This is a genomic window from Bradyrhizobium sp. UNPA324, assembly GCF_006658635.1.
GTDB lineage: Bacteria > Pseudomonadota > Alphaproteobacteria > Rhizobiales > Xanthobacteraceae > Bradyrhizobium > Bradyrhizobium nanningense.
On the sequence record NZ_LFJD01000004.1, the window covers coordinates 4,960,337 to 4,977,214 of the forward strand.

The 16,878-nt window shown below is 65.5% G+C and carries 11 protein-coding genes; 8 read left to right on the forward strand and 3 right to left on the reverse strand.

Translation table 11 applies throughout. From position 1 onward, the window contains the following. Window positions 1–25: 25 nt before the first annotated feature. Window positions 26–2,962, forward strand: coding sequence for a pyruvate, phosphate dikinase (gene ppdK / locus UNPA324_RS23770; RefSeq protein WP_181769493.1), 2,937 nt, complete (start codon window positions 26–28; stop codon window positions 2,960–2,962). 605 nt (window positions 2,963–3,567) lie between these two features. Next, window positions 3,568–5,022 (forward strand): cell wall hydrolase, encoded by a 1,455-nt coding sequence (locus tag UNPA324_RS23780; RefSeq protein WP_181769494.1) that lies wholly within the window; start codon window positions 3,568–3,570, stop codon window positions 5,020–5,022. Window positions 5,023–5,147: 125 nt separating this feature from the next. Here UNPA324_RS23780 and nadC read toward each other — a convergent pair whose 3' ends face one another. The 3 genes from nadC to nadA all read right to left on the reverse strand — a co-directional run bounded on the left by nadC (window position 5,148) and on the right by nadA (window position 8,938). Further along, window positions 5,148–6,023: a carboxylating nicotinate-nucleotide diphosphorylase gene (gene nadC / locus UNPA324_RS23785; protein WP_141936217.1), complete on the reverse strand. Its 876-nt coding sequence runs from the start codon at window positions 6,021–6,023 to the stop codon at window positions 5,148–5,150. Window positions 6,024–6,034: 11 nt separating this feature from the next. Further along, window positions 6,035–7,639 carry an L-aspartate oxidase gene (locus UNPA324_RS23790; protein WP_141936219.1) on the reverse strand — a complete coding sequence of 535 codons (1,605 nt, stop codon included), beginning with the start codon at window positions 7,637–7,639 and terminating at the stop codon, window positions 6,035–6,037. 192 nt (window positions 7,640–7,831) lie between these two features. After that, window positions 7,832–8,938, reverse strand: a complete 1,107-nt coding sequence (gene nadA, locus UNPA324_RS23795; RefSeq protein WP_128916681.1) for a quinolinate synthase NadA — start codon at window positions 8,936–8,938, stop codon at window positions 7,832–7,834. Between the two features lie 339 nt (window positions 8,939–9,277). Here nadA and UNPA324_RS23800 point away from each other — a divergent pair, with 339 nt between their 5' ends. From UNPA324_RS23800 to UNPA324_RS23825, 6 genes are all read left to right on the forward strand, one after another. Further along, window positions 9,278–10,531 (forward strand): MFS transporter, encoded by a 1,254-nt coding sequence (locus tag UNPA324_RS23800; RefSeq protein WP_128916682.1) that lies wholly within the window; start codon window positions 9,278–9,280, stop codon window positions 10,529–10,531. A 42-nt stretch (window positions 10,532–10,573) separates the two neighbouring features. Continuing rightward, window positions 10,574–11,560 (forward strand): acrylyl-CoA reductase (NADPH), encoded by a 987-nt coding sequence (gene acuI, locus UNPA324_RS23805; protein WP_141936221.1) that lies wholly within the window; start codon window positions 10,574–10,576, stop codon window positions 11,558–11,560. A 113-nt stretch (window positions 11,561–11,673) separates the two neighbouring features. Continuing rightward, on the forward strand, window positions 11,674–12,273 hold the full coding sequence (locus UNPA324_RS23810) for a hypothetical protein (RefSeq protein ID WP_128916684.1): 600 nt from the start codon (window positions 11,674–11,676) through the stop codon (window positions 12,271–12,273). Window positions 12,274–12,439: 166 nt separating this feature from the next. Beyond that, a complete protein-coding gene (locus UNPA324_RS23815; RefSeq protein ID WP_128916685.1) occupies window positions 12,440–12,673 on the forward strand; it encodes a DUF6894 family protein in 234 nt (77 codons plus the stop codon). A gap of 230 nt (window positions 12,674–12,903) precedes the next feature. After that, a complete protein-coding gene (locus UNPA324_RS23820) occupies window positions 12,904–14,646 on the forward strand; it encodes a methyl-accepting chemotaxis protein (protein ID WP_164935893.1) in 1,743 nt (580 codons plus the stop codon). A gap of 198 nt (window positions 14,647–14,844) precedes the next feature. Beyond that, on the forward strand, window positions 14,845–16,815 hold the full coding sequence (locus UNPA324_RS23825; RefSeq protein WP_128916687.1) for a methyl-accepting chemotaxis protein: 1,971 nt from the start codon (window positions 14,845–14,847) through the stop codon (window positions 16,813–16,815). Window positions 16,816–16,878 lie beyond the last annotated feature (63 nt).

The following is a 16,878-nucleotide window of genomic DNA, read 5'->3' on the forward strand; positions in this document are numbered from 1 at the left end:
TCCTCTCGCAGGTTGTGTGCAAGCTATGGCCAAAGCCGCCTCGAAGCCTAAAAAAATGCCAGCGAAATCAAAGTCCTCCGCCGCCGCGAAGGCCGCGCCGCCGGCCCGCAAGGCGCTGGCCAAGAGAGCGCCGAAGCCGGTCTCCAAAGCTGCTGCCAAACCAGCTGCCAAGCCCGCTGCGAAGCCTGCCGCCAAACCGGCGGCAAAGGCTGTGACCAAGGCGGCTCTGCCGAAGGTCGCCGCAAAGCCCGCACCGAAAAAGGCGGCGCCAGCAGCCATCAAGGCCGGCAAATGGGTGTACACATTCGGTGACGGCAAGGCCGAAGGCCGGACGGAGATGCGCGACCTGCTCGGCGGCAAGGGCGCGAATCTTGCCGAAATGGCCAATCTCGGCCTGCCGGTGCCTCCGGGCTTCACCCTTCCAACCTCGGTCTGCACCTACTTCTACGCCCACGACAAATCCTATCCGAAGGAATTGCAGTCGCAGGTTGAGAAGGCGCTCGACCATGTCGGCAAGTTGACCGGCAAGGTTTTCGGCGACACCAAGAACCCGCTGCTCGTTTCAGTGCGCTCCGGCGCGCGTGCCTCGATGCCGGGCATGATGGACACGGTGCTCAATCTCGGCCTCAACGACCAGACCGTGGAAGCGCTGGCGGAATTGTCGGGCGACCGCCGCTTCGCCTATGACAGCTATCGCCGCTTCATCACCATGTATTCGGACGTGGTGCTCGGCTTCGAGCATCATCACTTCGAGGAAATCCTCGACACCTTCAAGGACAGCCAGGGCTACACGCTCGACACCGACCTGTCCGCCGACGACTGGGTCGAGCTGGTCGGCAAGTACAAGGACGCCGTCGCTCGCGAGACCGGCAAGGACTTCCCGCAGGATCCGCACGATCAGCTCTGGGGCGCGATCGGTGCGGTGTTCTCATCCTGGATGAACGCGCGCGCGGTGACCTACCGCAAGCTGCACGACATTCCGGAATCCTGGGGCACCGCGGTCAACGTGCAGGCCATGGTGTTCGGCAACATGGGCGAGACTTCGGCGACCGGCGTTGCCTTCACCCGCAACCCCTCGACCGGCGAGAGCAAGCTCTACGGCGAGTTCCTGATCAACGCGCAGGGCGAGGACGTGGTAGCGGGCATCCGCACGCCGCAGGACATCACCGAGGAAGCGCGGAGAGAATCGGGCTCCGACAAGGCGTCGATGGAATCGGCGATGCCGGAGGCCTTCAAGGAGCTGACGCGGATCTATACGCTGCTCGAGAAGCACTACCGCGACATGCAGGACATGGAGTTCACGGTCGAGCAGGGCAAGCTGTGGATGCTGCAGACCCGCGGCGGCAAGCGCACCGCGAAAGCCGCGCTGCGCATCGCGGTCGAGCTCGCCAATGAAGGCCTGATCACCAAGAAGGAAGCGGTCACCCGCATCGATCCGGCTTCGCTCGATCAGCTCTTGCATCCGACCATCGATCCCAACGCCAAGCGCGACGTGATCGCGACCGGCTTGCCGGCTTCGCCCGGAGCTGCCTCCGGCGAGATCGTGTTCTCCTCGGATGAGGCGGCCAAGCTTCAGGCCGATGGGCGCAAGGTGATCCTGGTCCGCATCGAGACCAGCCCGGAAGACATCCACGGCATGCACGCCGCCGAAGGCATTTTGACCACGCGCGGCGGCATGACCTCGCACGCGGCGGTGGTCGCCCGCGGCATGGGCAAGCCCTGCGTCTCCGGCTGCGGCACCATCCGCGTCGATTACGGCCGCGGCACCATGAGCATCGGCTCGCGCACGTTCAAGACCGGCGACGTCATCACCATCGACGGCTCGCTCGGCCAAGTGCTGGCCGGCCGCATGCCGATGATCGAGCCGGAGCTGTCCGGCGAGTTCGGAACGCTGATGACCTGGGCCGACCAGGTCCGCAAGATCGGCGTCCGCGTCAATGGCGACACGCCCGACGACGCGCGCACCGCGATCAAGTTCGGCGCGGAAGGCATCGGCCTGTGCCGCACCGAGCACATGTTCTTCGAAGAGACGCGCATCCGCACCGTGCGCGAGATGATCCTCTCCGAGGACGAGCAGTCCCGCCGCGCGGCGCTCGCAAAACTGCTGCCGATGCAGCGCGCCGACTTCGTCGAGCTGTTCGAGATCATGAAGGGCCTGCCGGTCACGATCCGTCTGCTCGACCCGCCGCTGCACGAGTTCCTGCCGCACACCCACGCCGAGGTCGAGGAAGTGGCGCGCGCCATGAACACCGACCCGCGGCGCCTGGCTGACCGCGCGCGCGAGCTCTCGGAGTTCAATCCGATGCTCGGCTTCCGCGGCTGCCGCATCGCGATCGCCTATCCGGAGATCGCCGAGATGCAGGCGCGTGCGATCTTCGAGGCGGCGGTCGAAGCCGAGAGGCGCACCGGCAAGGCCGTTGGCCTCGAGGTGATGGTGCCGCTGATCGCGACCAAGGCCGAGCTGGACCTCGTCAAGGCGCGGATCGATGCCACCGCACAGGCCGTGATGCGCGACACCAACACCAAGCTGGCCTATCAGGTCGGTACCATGATCGAGCTGCCGCGCGCCTGTCTGCTCGCGGCCGAGATCGCGCAGTCGGCCGAGTTCTTCTCGTTCGGCACCAACGACCTCACGCAGACGACCTACGGCATCAGCCGCGACGACGCGGCGAGCTTCCTCGGCCCCTACGTGGCGAAGGGCATCCTGTCGGTGGATCCATTCATCGTGCTCGACCAGGAAGGCGTTGGTGAGCTGGTCAAGATCGGCGTCGCGCGCGGCCGCAAGACGCGCCCGAAGCTCAAGGTCGGTATCTGCGGCGAGCACGGCGGCGATCCCGCTTCCGTCGCCTTCTGCCACAATATCGGCCTCGACTATGTCTCCTGCTCGCCCTACCGCGTGCCGATCGCCCGCCTTGCCGCCGCGCAAGCCGCGCTCGGCAAGGAGATCGCGAGCCAGGCGTAAGCGGAATTAAAATGCTGGAATGAAAGAGGCGGAGCGCAAGCTCCGCCTCTTTTCGTTTGAGGCGATACTCTCGCCACATCGTCATTGCGAGCGCTGCGACTTGTCCGCCGTAGCCTTAGCGAAGGCGGAAGCAAGCCAGAATCTTTCCGCGGAGGCAGCCTGGATTGCTTCGTCGCAAGAGCTCCTCGCAATGACGCGATTGTGGGCCCCCCACACTCGGTGTCATCGTCCGGCTTGACCGGGCGATCCAGTATTCCAGAGGCAGCGCGAGGATCAGCCGCGGCGTACTGGATGCCCCGGTCAAGCCGGGGCACGACACCTGTTGTTGTCGCGAATACGGAACTCACACGCGTCCCGTAATGATACGCGCCGGCAAGAGTTCCTTCACCATTCGCGTTGACTTCTTGTTTACCGCTTCACGTGACGACGCATTTACCACCGTGCGTGATCGCTCCGTGAAAACACCTGTGTGCGCTTGAGTGTGCTGCACGCGCAACGCCGATTAACGCCCCGGCAACCTAAATTGGATACTTACGATAAAGATCGAATTGCACGGATGTACTGCGTTTCGATTTTTCTGGCGTAAGCGTAGCGTGAGCGTGTTGATGTCAGTGTTGCGTAACCATCCGAAGGGCGCGCGGTTCGCGTCCTTCGGCATCGGTCTCTGCATCTTCGCATTGATGCCGAGAGAGACCGGCTATCAGGACATTGCCTCCTTGCTGGCGCGCCAACCCGGCGTCGCCGAGCGTTGGCAGAAGCAGGTGTTCTCCGCGGCGTCCTCGATCCAGCTCGCCACCTACAGTTTTTCGCGTCCCCTTGGCACCTCGGTTCCACAGAGCGCGATGGTTCGCCTGGCGAGCCTCGATGGCCGCGACGTCACCGGCGCGATCAGCCGCAATCCGGCGCTGCAGGCTGCGCCGCGCTACCAGGCTTCCGACTTTCCGAAGGTCGATCGCTCCATGAAGGGTGATCGCCTCGCAACAATGACACCGGGTCAAGCTCCCGAGGCGACCGCGCCCGCAGCGGCACCGGCGCAGGAAGATCCCGCGACGTCGAACAGTTCGGTGTTCGGCGCCAAGACTGCCGCCCTGCCACAGGTGATGTCGCCGGAATCCGCGGCCGCGCTCGATCCGGAACTGCAGGAGGCGCTCCGCGCGCCGCCGCTGCCGCAATACACCAATGCGCCGCGGGCCAGCGACGCTGCGCGCGCGCTCGCGACCGCGCCGCTCGAGGCGCTCAAGCGGACCACCGCGCCGACGACGCCGGTGCGTGATCCCTTCAGCGTCAAGACCTCCAACCTGTTCTTCGGCAGCTCCTCGCTCGGCGGCAATCTGGAGAGCATCGAGAGCTGGCAACCCGGCGCCGAGCCGCTGATCGTGATGCCTGACCCCGATATGAAGGTGACGTCCTCGCTGTCGCCGCCTACAGCGGAGATCGCCAAGGACATCGAGAGCGGCGAGAGCGTTGCGCCGAAGGGCGAGGTCAATGCCGACAACCAGCGCACGAGGTCGCCGGCGGAGCGGCTCGGGCTCGACGACAAGTCGCGCGCGAAGTCCGAGAAGTGCCTTGCCGAAGCGGTCTATTTCGAATCCCGCGGCGAGGCCGTCCGCGGCCAGATGGCCGTGGCGCAAGTCGTGATGAACCGCGTGTTCTCAGGCAAATATCCCGACACCGTGTGCGGGGCGGTCTATCAGAACAAGCACCGTCATCTTGCCTGTCAGTTCACCTTTGCCTGCGACAACAATCCCGACGTGATCCGCGAGCCCGAGATGTGGGAGCGTGCCAAGAAGATCGCGAAGGCCATGCTCGACGGCCAGATCTGGCTGCCCGAGGTCGGCAAGTCCACGCACTACCACGCCTATTGGGTGCGCCCGTCCTGGGTCGCCGAGATGAAGAAGATGTACAAGACCGGCGTGCACACCTTCTACCGCCCGCGCGCCTGGGGCGACGGCAGCGAGGAACCGAGCTGGGGCACGCCGGCCCAGACCGCCGCGCTCTCCGCCGAGCTCGTGCAGGAAGCCAAGAGCTCCGCGGAGATGGGCGTGAGCGAGCGGAGGTAAACGTTCAAAAAGAGGTCGTCATGCCCGGGCTTGTCCCGGGCATCCACGTTCTCCGTGCCGTGTGGCAATGCGTGGATGGCCGGGACAAGCCCGGCCAAGACGTTGTGGAGGCGTTAGAGCGCCAATCACATCTCGATATCCAGCGCGCAGTCGAAATTCGGGGCCGAATGCGTCAGCGCACCGGCCGACGCATAGTCGACGCCGGTCGCGGCGATGGCGGCGATCGAGTCCAGCGTGACTCCGCCGGACGCCTCCAGCTTGAGGCGGCCCTGATTGAGCCTGACAGCCTCACGCAGCGTCGCAAGATCCATGTTGTCGAGCAGCACGGCGTCGGCCAGCCCGGTGTCGAGCACCTCGCGCAGTTGCGACAACGTATCGACCTCGATCTCGATCTTGACGAGATGGCCGGCGTGGCTGCGGGCGCGCTCCAGCACCGGACGAATGCCGCCGGCAACCGCGACGTGGTTGTCCTTGATCAGGATCGCATCGTCGAGGCCGAAGCGGTGGTTGAAGCCGCCGCCACACCGCACCGCGTATTTTTCCAGCGCCCTGAGCCCCGGCGTGGTCTTGCGCGTGCAGCAGATGCGCATGCTGGTGCCTTCGGTGCGTGCGACATAGTCCGCCGTGAGCGTCGCAACGCCCGACAGGCGGCCGACGAAGTTCAGCGCACACCGCTCCGCGGTGAGAATGGCGCGCGCGGGCCCGGAGATCGTCAGCACCTGCTGTCCGCGGGCAACGCGTGCGGCGTCACGGACATGCGCGCGCACCTCGATGTCGGGCGACAGTCTTTGCAGCGTCACAAGCGCGAGCGGCAGACCTGCGATCACGCCGGACTCGCGCGCAACGAGGATCGCCTGGGCCCTCGTCGCTTCCGGGATGGTCGCGAGCGAGGTGATGTCGCCGGCGCGGCCGAGGTCCTCGTCGAGCGCGCGCTGCACGGCCGTGTCCATTGCGAGCGGCGAGAGGAAGGCGTCGGGATAGAGCAGTGAGGTCGGGGTCATCTGGGCTTCCTTCAGGCAATCATGGGCTGGGCGGTGCGTGGTACTGGCCGCTCGCTCAGGCTTTCGGCGACCTTGCGCGCGGCGGCGAGATTGGTCATCGTTCGCTGCGCCAGCGCGGGCACATCCGTCGGGTGGTCGATACGGAAATGCGCGCCGCGGCTTTCGCGCCGGCTCCACGCCGAGGCTGCGACAAGCAGGGCGGACGTCGCCATGTTGCGCAGTGCGATGCTCGTCGCCTCGCGTTCGAGCGTGGCGAAGTGGTGCACGGCTTCCGTGAGACCGTCGCCCTGGCGGACCACGCCGACATCCGCGCTCATCATTGCCCGCAGCCGTTTCACGATTGCGGCATCGGGCGTGCCGCCGCGCGGAGCGATCGGTGCGTCGGGGAGGCGGGCAGGCGAGGGGAGAACGCGGCCGGCGATGTCGTCGGCGATGCGCGCGGCGTAGACCACGGCCTCAAGCAGCGAATTCGAGGCGAGCCGGTTGGCGCCGTGTGCGCCGGTCGACGACACCTCGCCGCCGGCCCAGAGCCCGTCGATCGAGCTGCGGCCGCGCCCGTCCACCGCGATGCCGCCCATGTGGTAATGCGCTGCGGGCGCAATCGGGATGATTTGTGTCTCTGGATCGATGCCGGCGGCGATGCAGCTCGCATGCACGGTCGGAAATTTGTCGGCGAAGCGCGCGCCGAGCGCCTGGCGTGCATCGAGGAAGGCGCCGCGCCCAGCCGCGATCTCGGCGAACACGCCGCGGGCCACGATGTCGCGTGGCGCGAGCTCCGCGAGCGGATGGCGCGCCGTCATGAAGCGCTCGCCGTTGCCGTTGACCAGCGTCGCGCCTTCGCCGCGCAAGGCTTCGGTGGCGAGGGGCGCCGGATCGCCTCCGGTCATGATGGCGGTCGGGTGGAATTGCACGAATTCGGGGTCGGCGATCACGGCACCCGCACGGGCGGCGATGGCAAGGCCGGAGCCGCTGGCCTCGAGCGGATTGGTGGTGACGGCATAGAGATGTCCGATGCCGCCGGTGGCAAGCACCACCGCGCGCGAGGCGAGCAGGAGCGGCAGCGCAGAGGGACTGCCCGCTTCGCGCAACTGAAGTCCGGTGACGGCACCGTTCTCTGTCAACAACGCCTCGGCGACAAATCCCTCCACCAGGCGGATCGACGGCGTGCGGCGCACCGCTTCGCCCAACGCCACGATGATCGCGGCACCCGCGCCGTCGCCCCGCACATGCACGATGCGCCGGGCCGAATGTGCCGCCTCGCGTCCGACGGCGAGCCTGCCTTCGAGATCGCGATCGAACGGCACGCCGTAAGCGAGCAGGTCGTGAATGCGAGGCGCGGCCTCGCGCGCGATCGCAAGTGCGACCGCCTCGTCGACGAGGCCACCGCCGACCGCGATCGTGTCAGCGGCATGCGCTTCCGGCGTGTCGTCCTCGGCCACGGCTGCGGCGATGCCGCCCTGGGCCCATGCGGATGATGCGCCCTGTCCGAGCGGCGCGGCCGAGATCAAGGTCACCGGCCGCGGCGCGAGCGTCAGCGCGCAGAACAGTCCAGCGAGGCCGCCGCCGACGATGACGACGTCGTCGGTGCGGGTGAGGTTGTGGATGTTGTTGGTCATCGTTCTCTCCATTCACTCCGCTGTCGTCCCTGCGAGGCAGGGATCCATACGCTGCGACGGAAGTTGTTGCGCGAAGCTGCGTCTTGCCTTCCTTCGCAACCACTTCTCCCTGTGGTTATGGGTCCCGGATCTGCGCTTCGCTTCGCTACGCTTGTCCGGGACGACAGCGGTGTTTGCTGCGGCGGGGTGCCTTCAATTCTTCAGGTTGATCATGCGCTCGACCGAATGCCGCGCGCGCACTGCGAGCGCGGGATCGATCGTTACCTCCTCACGGAGCGTGAGCAGACTGTCCAGGATGTTGGCGAGCGTGATGCGCTTCATATGCGGGCAGAGATTGCAGGGGCGCAGCATCTCGACGCCGGGCAGCTCGGCGCGCACATTGTCGGCCATCGAGCACTCCGTGATCATCACCAGCCGTCGCGGTCGATTCTCGCGCACCCAGTTGATCATGTGCGCGGTCGAGCCGGTGAAGTCGGCCTCCGCCAGCACGTCCGGCGGACATTCTGGATGCGCGATGATCTGCACCGATGGATCGGCCTCGCGGAAAGCGCGCAGCTCTTCGCCCTTGAAACGCTCGTGCACCTCGCAGGCGCCCTTCCAGGCGATGATCCTCACGTCGGTCTTCGAAGCCACGTAGGTGGCGAGATAGCGGTCGGGCAGGAAGATCACGCTTGGCGCGCCCAGGCTCTCGACCACCTGCACCGCATTCGACGAGGTGCAGCAGATGTCGACCTCGGCCTTCACCTCCGCGGACGTGTTGACATAGGCGACCACAGGCACGCCGGGGAATTTTTCGCGCAGCAGCCGCACGTCGGCGCCGGTGATGCTGGCGGCGAGCGAGCAGCCGGCACGCGAATCCGGGATCAGCACCGTCTTGTGCGGGTTGAGCAGTTTTGACGTCTCCGCCATGAAGTGCACGCCACACTGGACGATGATGCCGGCCTTCACCTTGGTGGCCTCGACGGCGAGCTGAAGCGAATCGCCGCCGATATCGGCGACGCAGTGGAAGATCTCGGGCGCCTGGTAATTGTGCGCGAGGATCACCGCGCCGCGCGCGCGCTTCAGCTCGTTGATCGCCAGGATCGTCGGCGCCATCAGCGGCCACTCGATCGGCGGGATCACATGCTTCACGCGCTCGTAGAGCGGCGCGGTGGCGCGTGCGACCTCCGGCGTCCATTCCAGCGAAGGCATCGGCAGCGCGGGTACGGTCCGCCCCGGCGCGGCACGAGGGGAGGCGGTGACGTGGCCCTGGGGCCGGTTGGCAAAGTCGTCGGGGCCGTAAATTCCAGCGATCGGCATCGAAGCCTCCCTTGCATTTCAGTTGTACTCATATTGAGTATATATGAGTCCTGAATAATGCGGCCGAGAGGCCGGCGCGGATTTCCTCAAGGTCATATATACTCAGTCTGAGCAAATCAAAGATAACATGCTGTGCCAGGGATCGCCAGATCCGTCCGCACACATTTCCGTCAGACCGGGCCTGACGCGTCGGCCGAGGCCACATTGAAATGCAATGCTCCCGCGACAGCTCCCCGTGAAATGCAACCGTTTTTGGCTTGGGATTTTCATGCAAGTGCATTAAATGGCACATTCGCGGCGGTCGCCTTGCGAATCCGCCAATGACAGATGAGGAGCACCATGTCGACATCAGCGAGCGAATTTGCTCCCGCCTCACGTTCCTCCAACTGGCGCACCCCGGCCGTCATCATTCTCTGCGGTTGTGCGATCGGCATGCTCGGCTTCGGTCCGCGCTCGGCGCTGGGCTTCTTCGTGCAGCCGATGAGCCACGAATTCTCCTGGGGCCGCGACGTGTTTGGCCTCGCGATCGCCGTGCAGAATCTGTTGTGGGGCTTGGGCCAGCCGTTCGCCGGTGCGGTCGCGGATCGCTTCGGACTGTTTCGGGTGATGTGCGTCGGAGCTCTGCTCTATGCCGGCGGCCTCTTGTTGATGCGCTACTCCACGACGCCGTTGTCGCTCGACATCGGTGCCGGCGTCATGGTCGGTTTTGGTCTTGCCGGCTGCTCGTTCAATCTGGTGCTGTCGGCGTTCACCAAGCTCCTGCCGGCCGAGAAGCGCGGCCTTGCGCTTGGTGCCGGCACGGCGGCGGGCTCGTTCGGGCAGTTTCTGTTCGCGCCGATCGGCGTCGCGTTGATCGACAATTTCGGCTGGCAGCAGGCGCTCTCCGTGTTCGGCTTCCTGATGTTGCTGATCATCCCGCTGTCACTGGCGCTCTCGACGCCGCCGGTCGCACACGCGGCGAACGCGACGCCGGCGGACGAGCAGACCTTCACGAAGGCGCTCGCCGAAGCCTTCGGTCACCGTTCCTACGTGCTGCTTGTGCTCGGCTTCTTCACGTGCGGATTCCAGCTCGCCTTCATCACCGTGCATCTGCCGGCCTTCCTGGTCGATCGCGGCATCTCCGCGCAAACCGGTGGCTGGGTGATCGCGGCGATCGGCCTGTTCAACATCATCGGCTCCTTGAGCGTCGGCTATCTCCAGAACTCACTTCCCAAGCGCTACATCCTCTCGACCATCTACTTGACGCGCGCGCTTGCGACACTCGCCTTCATTTCGTTCCCGATCACGCCGTCCTCGGCGATCGCGTTCGGTGCGATCTCCGGCCTGACCTGGCTCTCCACGGTGCCGCCGACCTCGGCGCTGGTGGCGCTGATGTTCGGCACGCGCTGGCTTGCGACGCTCTACGGCTTCGCGTTCGTCAGCCATCAGGTCGGCGGCTTCCTCGGCGTCTGGTTAGGCGGCATCGTGTTCGAGCGCTTCGGTTCCTACACGCCGATCTGGTGGCTCTCGATCCTGTTCGGCGTGCTCTCCGCGCTGATCAATCTTCCGATCGTGGAAAAACCCGTCGCACGGGCGGTTGCGCAGCCTGCCTGATCGGCTAAACATCCCCGACCAACAAAGTCAGGGAGTTCAGTCGTGGCCACATTCAAGGCGATCCGGATCGACAAGGCGGACAAGGGCACCAAAGCCGCGCTCACGCAGTTCGATGAAGCCGAACTGATGGACGGCGACGTCACGGTCCGCGTGGAATGGTCGACGCTGAACTACAAGGACGGCCTTGCGCTCACCGGCAAGGCGCCGGTGGTGCGCCGCTTCCCGATGATCGCCGGCATCGACTTCGCCGGTACGGTCGAGGCATCCTCGCATCCCCAGTGGAAGGCGGGCGACAAGGTGGTCTGCACCGGATGGGGCATGGGTGAGACCCATCTCGGCGCCTATGCCGAGAAGGCGCGGGTGAAGGGCGACTGGCTGGTCGCACTTCCGCAAGGGCTCTCGGCGCGCGATGCCATGGCGATCGGCACCGCCGGCTTCACGGCGATGCTCTCGGTGCTGGCACTGGAGAAGCACGGTCTGTCGCCGAAGAGCGGCCCGGTGGTGGTGACCGGCGCCGCCGGCGGTGTCGGCTCGGTCGCGATCGCCGTGCTCTCGAAGCTCGGCTACCACGTCATCGCCTCGACCGGCCGGGCCTCGGAGGCCGACTATCTGAAACACCTGGGAGCTGCCGAAATCATCGATCGCAACGAATTGTCGGCGCCGGCCAAACCTCTCGCCAAGGAGCGCTGGGCCGGTGGCGTCGATAGCGTCGGCTCGACCACCCTCGCCAATCTGCTCTCGATGACGAGATATGGCGGAGCGATAGCGGCCTGCGGCCTGGCGGCGGGCATGGACCTGCCGTCCTCCGTGGCGCCGTTTATTTTGCGCGGAGTGTGCCTTCTCGGCATCGATTCCGTGATGTGTCCGATCGAGCCCAGAAAGGCCGCATGGCAGCGCCTCGCATCCGATCTGGATCGGACAAAACTGGCTGAAATTACTAAGGAAATTCCGCTCGCCGAGGTTTCGGATTGGGGCGCGAAAATCCTGGCCGGTGAAGTGCGCGGGCGCATCGTGGTAAAAATCGCTTAAGGACGTTTAGACTTTACCAACCAAGCTGCTCCAATGTTGCCATGGTTAGTATGGTAAGCAGCGGGTAAAGAGATAAGGCATCGCCCGCTGCGGGGTTGGGTTCGGAGTTGAGCATGCTTGCGCGTATTGTGTTGGGGGCTGTCACGGCGGCAGCGACGTTTGCGCCGGCCATTGCCGGGAGCATGAACGCCGACGAGGCGCGTCGCTTCGTGGCCGGCAAAGTGTTTGCCTTCACCTGTTTCGACGGCACCCGCGGTGCAGGCCGCATACTCGACGATCTCGGCGCCGCCGGTGCGGTGCAGTTCTCGGGCGCAGGCCCGGTCAAGCATCTCCGCCTGCCCGGCAATACGCTCCAGATCCGCGGCCAGAATGTCTGCGCCTCGATCAAGGGCATTCCGTTCGAGCCCTGTTTCAACCTGGAAAAGACCGACGATCGCAGCTTCCGCGGCTCGGTGTCGGGAATGGGCTTCGCCTATTGCGATTTCCATCACCAGGGCGGCAATCAGATGCTGATGGCGCGCGCTGCGGCGCGGCCGCGCTCGCTGCACAGGTTGGAGCACACCGGTTCGGTCGGCCCGGCCAACACCGAAGTCGCCGCCCGCGTGGAGACGCCGCGGGTCGAGACCAGCCGGCTCGAGCCGGTGAAGTCGGAAATCAAGTCGGAGCCCGCCAAGAACGAGGCCCCGCTGGAGCTGCGCCGCTCGACCCAGTGAGACGGCCCTGCGGGACTGCCCGCACGCCTTAATCGTTGCAGACCTCGATCGAACATGAAGCCGCCGCGCCGTAGTCATACGGACGGCGGCTTTCATGCGTTGGTAGCTGTTCGCGCTCCAGTTTGCGTACGGCCGGGGGGGCGCGGCCCGATAAAAGGGTTCAACGATGTCGCTGTACTTTTTCCGCATCAGTACCGGTCGCTATTCCGGCGCCGCCGACCAGCCGTACGAGTTCGAGGATCGCGCGGCCGCCTGGACCGAGATGACGGAGGTGTGCGCCAATTTGCTCGGCGGCATCGCGCGCAGCCTGAAGCCGAACGCCGAGTGGTGCATGGAGCTGCTCGACGAGAACAAGAAGCCGGTCTTTCGCATCAGCCTCGTCGGCGAGAACGTGCGCTGACGATTGCGATGGTGCGAGCGGCGTTAACGATGCCCATGCGTGCAAATCCGCGAAGTGGATTTCATTGCACGCAAAAGCTGCGAGGAGCCAAAAAGGTTGGGCGGCTTTTCCAGTACTTCTACCTAGCGCGCCGAGTTCCTGCTTAACGTTAATGAGGAACTTCGCTGTTAGCCTTCCCGGGTTGTGCACGCGCTTCGTCGCGGCAGATGCGTACCTCCGGGGATACTTCGATGATGTTCATTCAGAACCTGCGAATTGGCACCAAGCTCGCCGTCACCTCCGCGCTGACCATCGGGCTCGTCGCGCTCATGATCTTTCTCCAGATGAGCGGGAGCGCCGAGGTTCAGAAGCTCGGCAGTGAAGCGTCCGGACAGCAGGCGATCGCGCAAAACGCTGCGGAAGCGAAGGCGTCGGTCCGGGGCATGCAAATCGGCATTCGCGATATCCTGACGTCGTCCTCTCCGGTCGAGATGCAGAAGGCGGTCACCTATTTCAACGACCGCCAGACAGCGGCGCTGAAATTCTCCGGCGAGATGGCAAAGCTGTCGCACTCGGCCGAAAATCACAAGCGGATCGATCGCCTGACCGTCCTGATCGGAAATTTCGGCAAGGGCGAGCAGCAGATCGAGGCCATCCGCAAGCAGGAGCTCGCGCTCGACGGCAAGAAGGACGCCGAGGCGGTGGCGCAGATCGCCAAGTTCGTGGCCGAGGTCGATCGCTTTCGCAAGGGAACGCTTGCGCCGATCAACGAAGAGATCACCGAGCTGGCCAACCAGATCACCGATTTCGCCAAGCAGAAGAGCCTCGAGGCGCGCGCGGAAGCGGAAGCCGAGGCCGCGTCGGTTGCCCGGACGTCGCTGGTCACCGGCGTGCTGGTCGCGCTCGTCTTGATCGGCGCGTGCATCTTCTCCGTCTTCAGCATCGCGCGGCCCATGCGCGCGCTGACCTTGGCGATGGAGAAGCTCGCCGGCGGCGACTTCTCAGTGGTGCTCCCGGGCCTCGGCCGCAAGGACGAAGTCGGCGAGGTCGCTGGCGCCGTGGAGAAATTCAAGGTCGTGTCCGAGCAGAAGGCCCGCGAGGAAGCGGAAGCCAAGGTGCGGCAGGATCAGATCGCGGCCGAGCAGCGCAAGGCCGAGATGCAGAAGCTCGCGGACACTTTCGAGGCGGCGGTGGGCGAGATCGTCGGCACGGTGTCCTCGGCTTCGACCGAGCTCGAGGCATCCGCCACCACGCTGACCTCGACCGCCGAGCGCACGCAAAAGCTCACCGCCCTGGTCGCCGCGGCGTCGGAAGAAGCCTCCACCAACGTGCAGTCGGTAGCATCGGCGACCGAGGAGCTGTCGTCGTCGATCACCGAGATAAGCCGGCAGGTGCAGGAATCCGCGCGCGTCGCCAGCGAGGCGGTGAGCCAGGCCCGCACCACGACCGACCGCGTCGGCGAGCTTTCCGCGGCCGCGTCGCGGATCGGTGACGTGGTCGAGCTGATCAACACCATCGCCGGCCAGACCAATCTCCTGGCGCTCAATGCAACCATCGAGGCCGCGCGCGCCGGCGAGGCGGGCCGCGGCTTTGCCGTCGTCGCCTCCGAGGTCAAGGCGCTCGCCGAACAGACCGCGAAGGCGACCGGCGAGATCGGCCAGCAAATCGCCAGCATCCAGACCGCCACCGAGCACTCCGTCGGCGCCATCAAGGACATCAGCCACACCATCGAGAAGCTGTCGGAGATCTCTTCGACGATCGCAGCTGCCGTCGAAGAGCAGGGCGCGGCGACGCAGGAGATTTCCCGCAACGTGCAGCAGGCGGCGGAGGGCACCCATCAGGTGTCGTCCAACATCACCGATGTGCAGCACGGCGCGAGCGAGACCGGCTCGGCCTCCTCGCAGGTGCTGTCCGCCGCTCAGATGCTGTCGGGTGACAGCAATCGCCTCAAGCTCGAGGTCGGCAAGTTTCTCGGCACCGTGCGCGCCGCCTGATGGCCGATATTGCTCGGCAGATCCGCTTGCAACCGTCGCGCGTGACTGCGCGGCGGCTGCGCGCGTTCGTATTTCCACACCACGACCCCCTGCGCACAAGGTTAACCTTCCGGAAAAGCGAGGCAGTCATGATGCCCGCAATATTCCGGGCGCTGAGTCGCCTTTCGCGTATTGCGTCTCAATCGTTGGAGCACATTCATGAGTGGCATTTCCATTCGCCTAACCCACAAGGTCATGGCGATCGGACTGTTCGGCCTCATCGGGCTCGTCGCCTTCGGCGCGATCTACCAGATCGGCAGCCTCTCCCAGGACGCCTCCCGCAGCACTGCTGACCGCGCCCGCGCAATCGCCGACCTCAACAAGCAGCTCTCGATCGAGATGCTTGAGGCGCGCCGCAACGAGAAGAATTTTCAGCAGCGCCGGAACGAGAGCTTCGCCAAGGCGCATGCCGAACTGATCGGGCCGATCAACCGCGATTTCGACGAGATGGGGCGGTTGATGGCGGCCAGCGGCATGAATGCGCTATCCGACAGGGTGAAGCAGGCCCAAGACGGCTTCAGGCACTACGCGTCGGACTTCGCCGCACAGGTGGCGGCCGAGACCAGGCTCGGGCTCAACGAGACGCTCGGCCTGTCCGGCTCGCTTCGTACCGCCGTGCACGACATCGAGGCCAAGCTGAAAGAGATCGACGATCCCAGGACGACGAGCTGGATGCTGATGATGCGCCGGCACGAGAAGGACTTCATGCTGCGGCGCGATCCGAAATACATTGCCGAGATAAGGAAGGCCGCGGCGGAATTCTCCAAGGCAATCGAAGTTGTCGCAGTCCCTACGGCCGTGATGGACGACATCACGGCTAAGCTCCAGAAATACCAATCCGGATTCATGGCCTGGGCGGAGGCGGCGCAGCAGAGCGCGGCCCTCGATGCCAGCATGATGAAGACCTTCCGCGAGATCGAGCCTGTCATGGCCGAGGTGCAGGCTGCCGTCGATGCCCAGCATAAGCAGGCCGGGACCGCCGAGGCTGCAACACGTGACGCCGTGCGGCTATGGATGGCGGTCGCCTTCGGCGTCACCCTCGTGGTGCTCGCCGCGGTTGGCTTCCTGCTCGGACGTGCGATCTCGAAGGCGCTCGCAGCGATGGTCGGCGCGATGACGCGGCTTGCGCGCGGCGAGCTCTCGATTTCCGTTCCCGGTATCGGGCGCAAGGATGAAATCGGCGAGATGGCCGGTGCCGTCGAGGTGTTCAGGAGCAACATGGCGGAAGCCGAGCGGCTGCGCACCGAGCAGACCGAAGCGGACGCGCGGGGTCGCGAGCAGCGCAAGGCCGACATGCAGCGGCTTGCCGATAACTTCGAGGGCGCGGTCGGTGAGATCATCGAGACGGTGTCGTCGGCGGCAACCGAACTCGAGGCGTCATCGAACACGCTGACCCACGCCGCCGAGCGCGGCAACGGGCTTGCCACTGCCGTGGCGGCGGCCTCGGAGGAGGCGTCCGCCAACGTGCAGTCGGTATCCTCCGCGAGCGAGGAGATGACTTCATCGATCTCCGAGATCAGCCGCCAGGTGCAGGAATCAGCGCGTGTCGCCGACGTCGCGGTCGGGCAGGCCCAGCGCACCAATGCGCGGGTCGCCGAACTGACGAAGGCTGCCTCCCGCATCGGCGACGTGGTCGAGCTGATCAACACCATCGCCGCACAGACCAACCTCCTGGCGCTCAACGCGACGATCGAGGCGGCGCGGGCGGGTGAAGCCGGCAAGGGTTTCGCAGTGGTCGCGACCGAAGTGAAGGCGCTCGCCGAGCAGACCGCGAAAGCCACCGGAGAGATCGGTCAGCACATCGGCGCGATCCAGGCCGCGACGGAAGAGTCCGTCGGCGCAATCAAGGAGGTCGGCGACACCATCGCGAAGATGTCGGAGATCTCGTCGACCATTGCCGCCGCGGTGGAGGAACAAGGGGCTGCCACGCAGGAGATCTCCCGCAACATCCAGCACGCGGCGCAAGGTACCTCGGCAGTTTCGTCGAACATCGCCGACGTCCAGCGCGGCGCCGGCGAGACCGGGGCCGCCTCGGCGCAGGTGCATTCGGCCGCGAAGTCGCTGTCGCAGGAGAGCAACCGGCTCAAGAGCGAGGTCGCGCGCTTCCTGGAGACGGTGCGGGCGGCCTGAGGCGGCCGCCGCAAGGCGAACGTGGCGGCGCGTGGTATTTGGCGCCGCAGCACCAGGTGTTCG

Bases quoted from the DNA above. Each gene is read 5' to 3' on its own strand.
- ppdK (WP_181769493.1), top strand. From the start codon at position 26: ATGGCCAAAGCCGCCTCGAAGCCTAAAAAAATGCCAGCGAAATCAAAG.
- UNPA324_RS23780 (WP_181769494.1), top strand. From the start codon at position 3,568: ATGTCAGTGTTGCGTAACCATCCGAAGGGCGCGCGGTTCGCGTCCTTC.
- nadC (WP_141936217.1), bottom strand. From the start codon at position 6,023: ATGACCCCGACCTCACTGCTCTATCCCGACGCCTTCCTCTCGCCGCTC.
- UNPA324_RS23790 (WP_141936219.1), bottom strand. From the start codon at position 7,639: ATGACCAACAACATCCACAACCTCACCCGCACCGACGACGTCGTCATC.
- nadA (WP_128916681.1), bottom strand. From the start codon at position 8,938: ATGCCGATCGCTGGAATTTACGGCCCCGACGACTTTGCCAACCGGCCC.
- UNPA324_RS23800 (WP_128916682.1), top strand. From the start codon at position 9,278: ATGTCGACATCAGCGAGCGAATTTGCTCCCGCCTCACGTTCCTCCAAC.
- UNPA324_RS23810 (WP_128916684.1), top strand. From the start codon at position 11,674: ATGCTTGCGCGTATTGTGTTGGGGGCTGTCACGGCGGCAGCGACGTTT.
- UNPA324_RS23815 (WP_128916685.1), top strand. From the start codon at position 12,440: ATGTCGCTGTACTTTTTCCGCATCAGTACCGGTCGCTATTCCGGCGCC.
- UNPA324_RS23820 (WP_164935893.1), top strand. From the start codon at position 12,904: ATGATGTTCATTCAGAACCTGCGAATTGGCACCAAGCTCGCCGTCACC.
- UNPA324_RS23825 (WP_128916687.1), top strand. From the start codon at position 14,845: ATGAGTGGCATTTCCATTCGCCTAACCCACAAGGTCATGGCGATCGGA.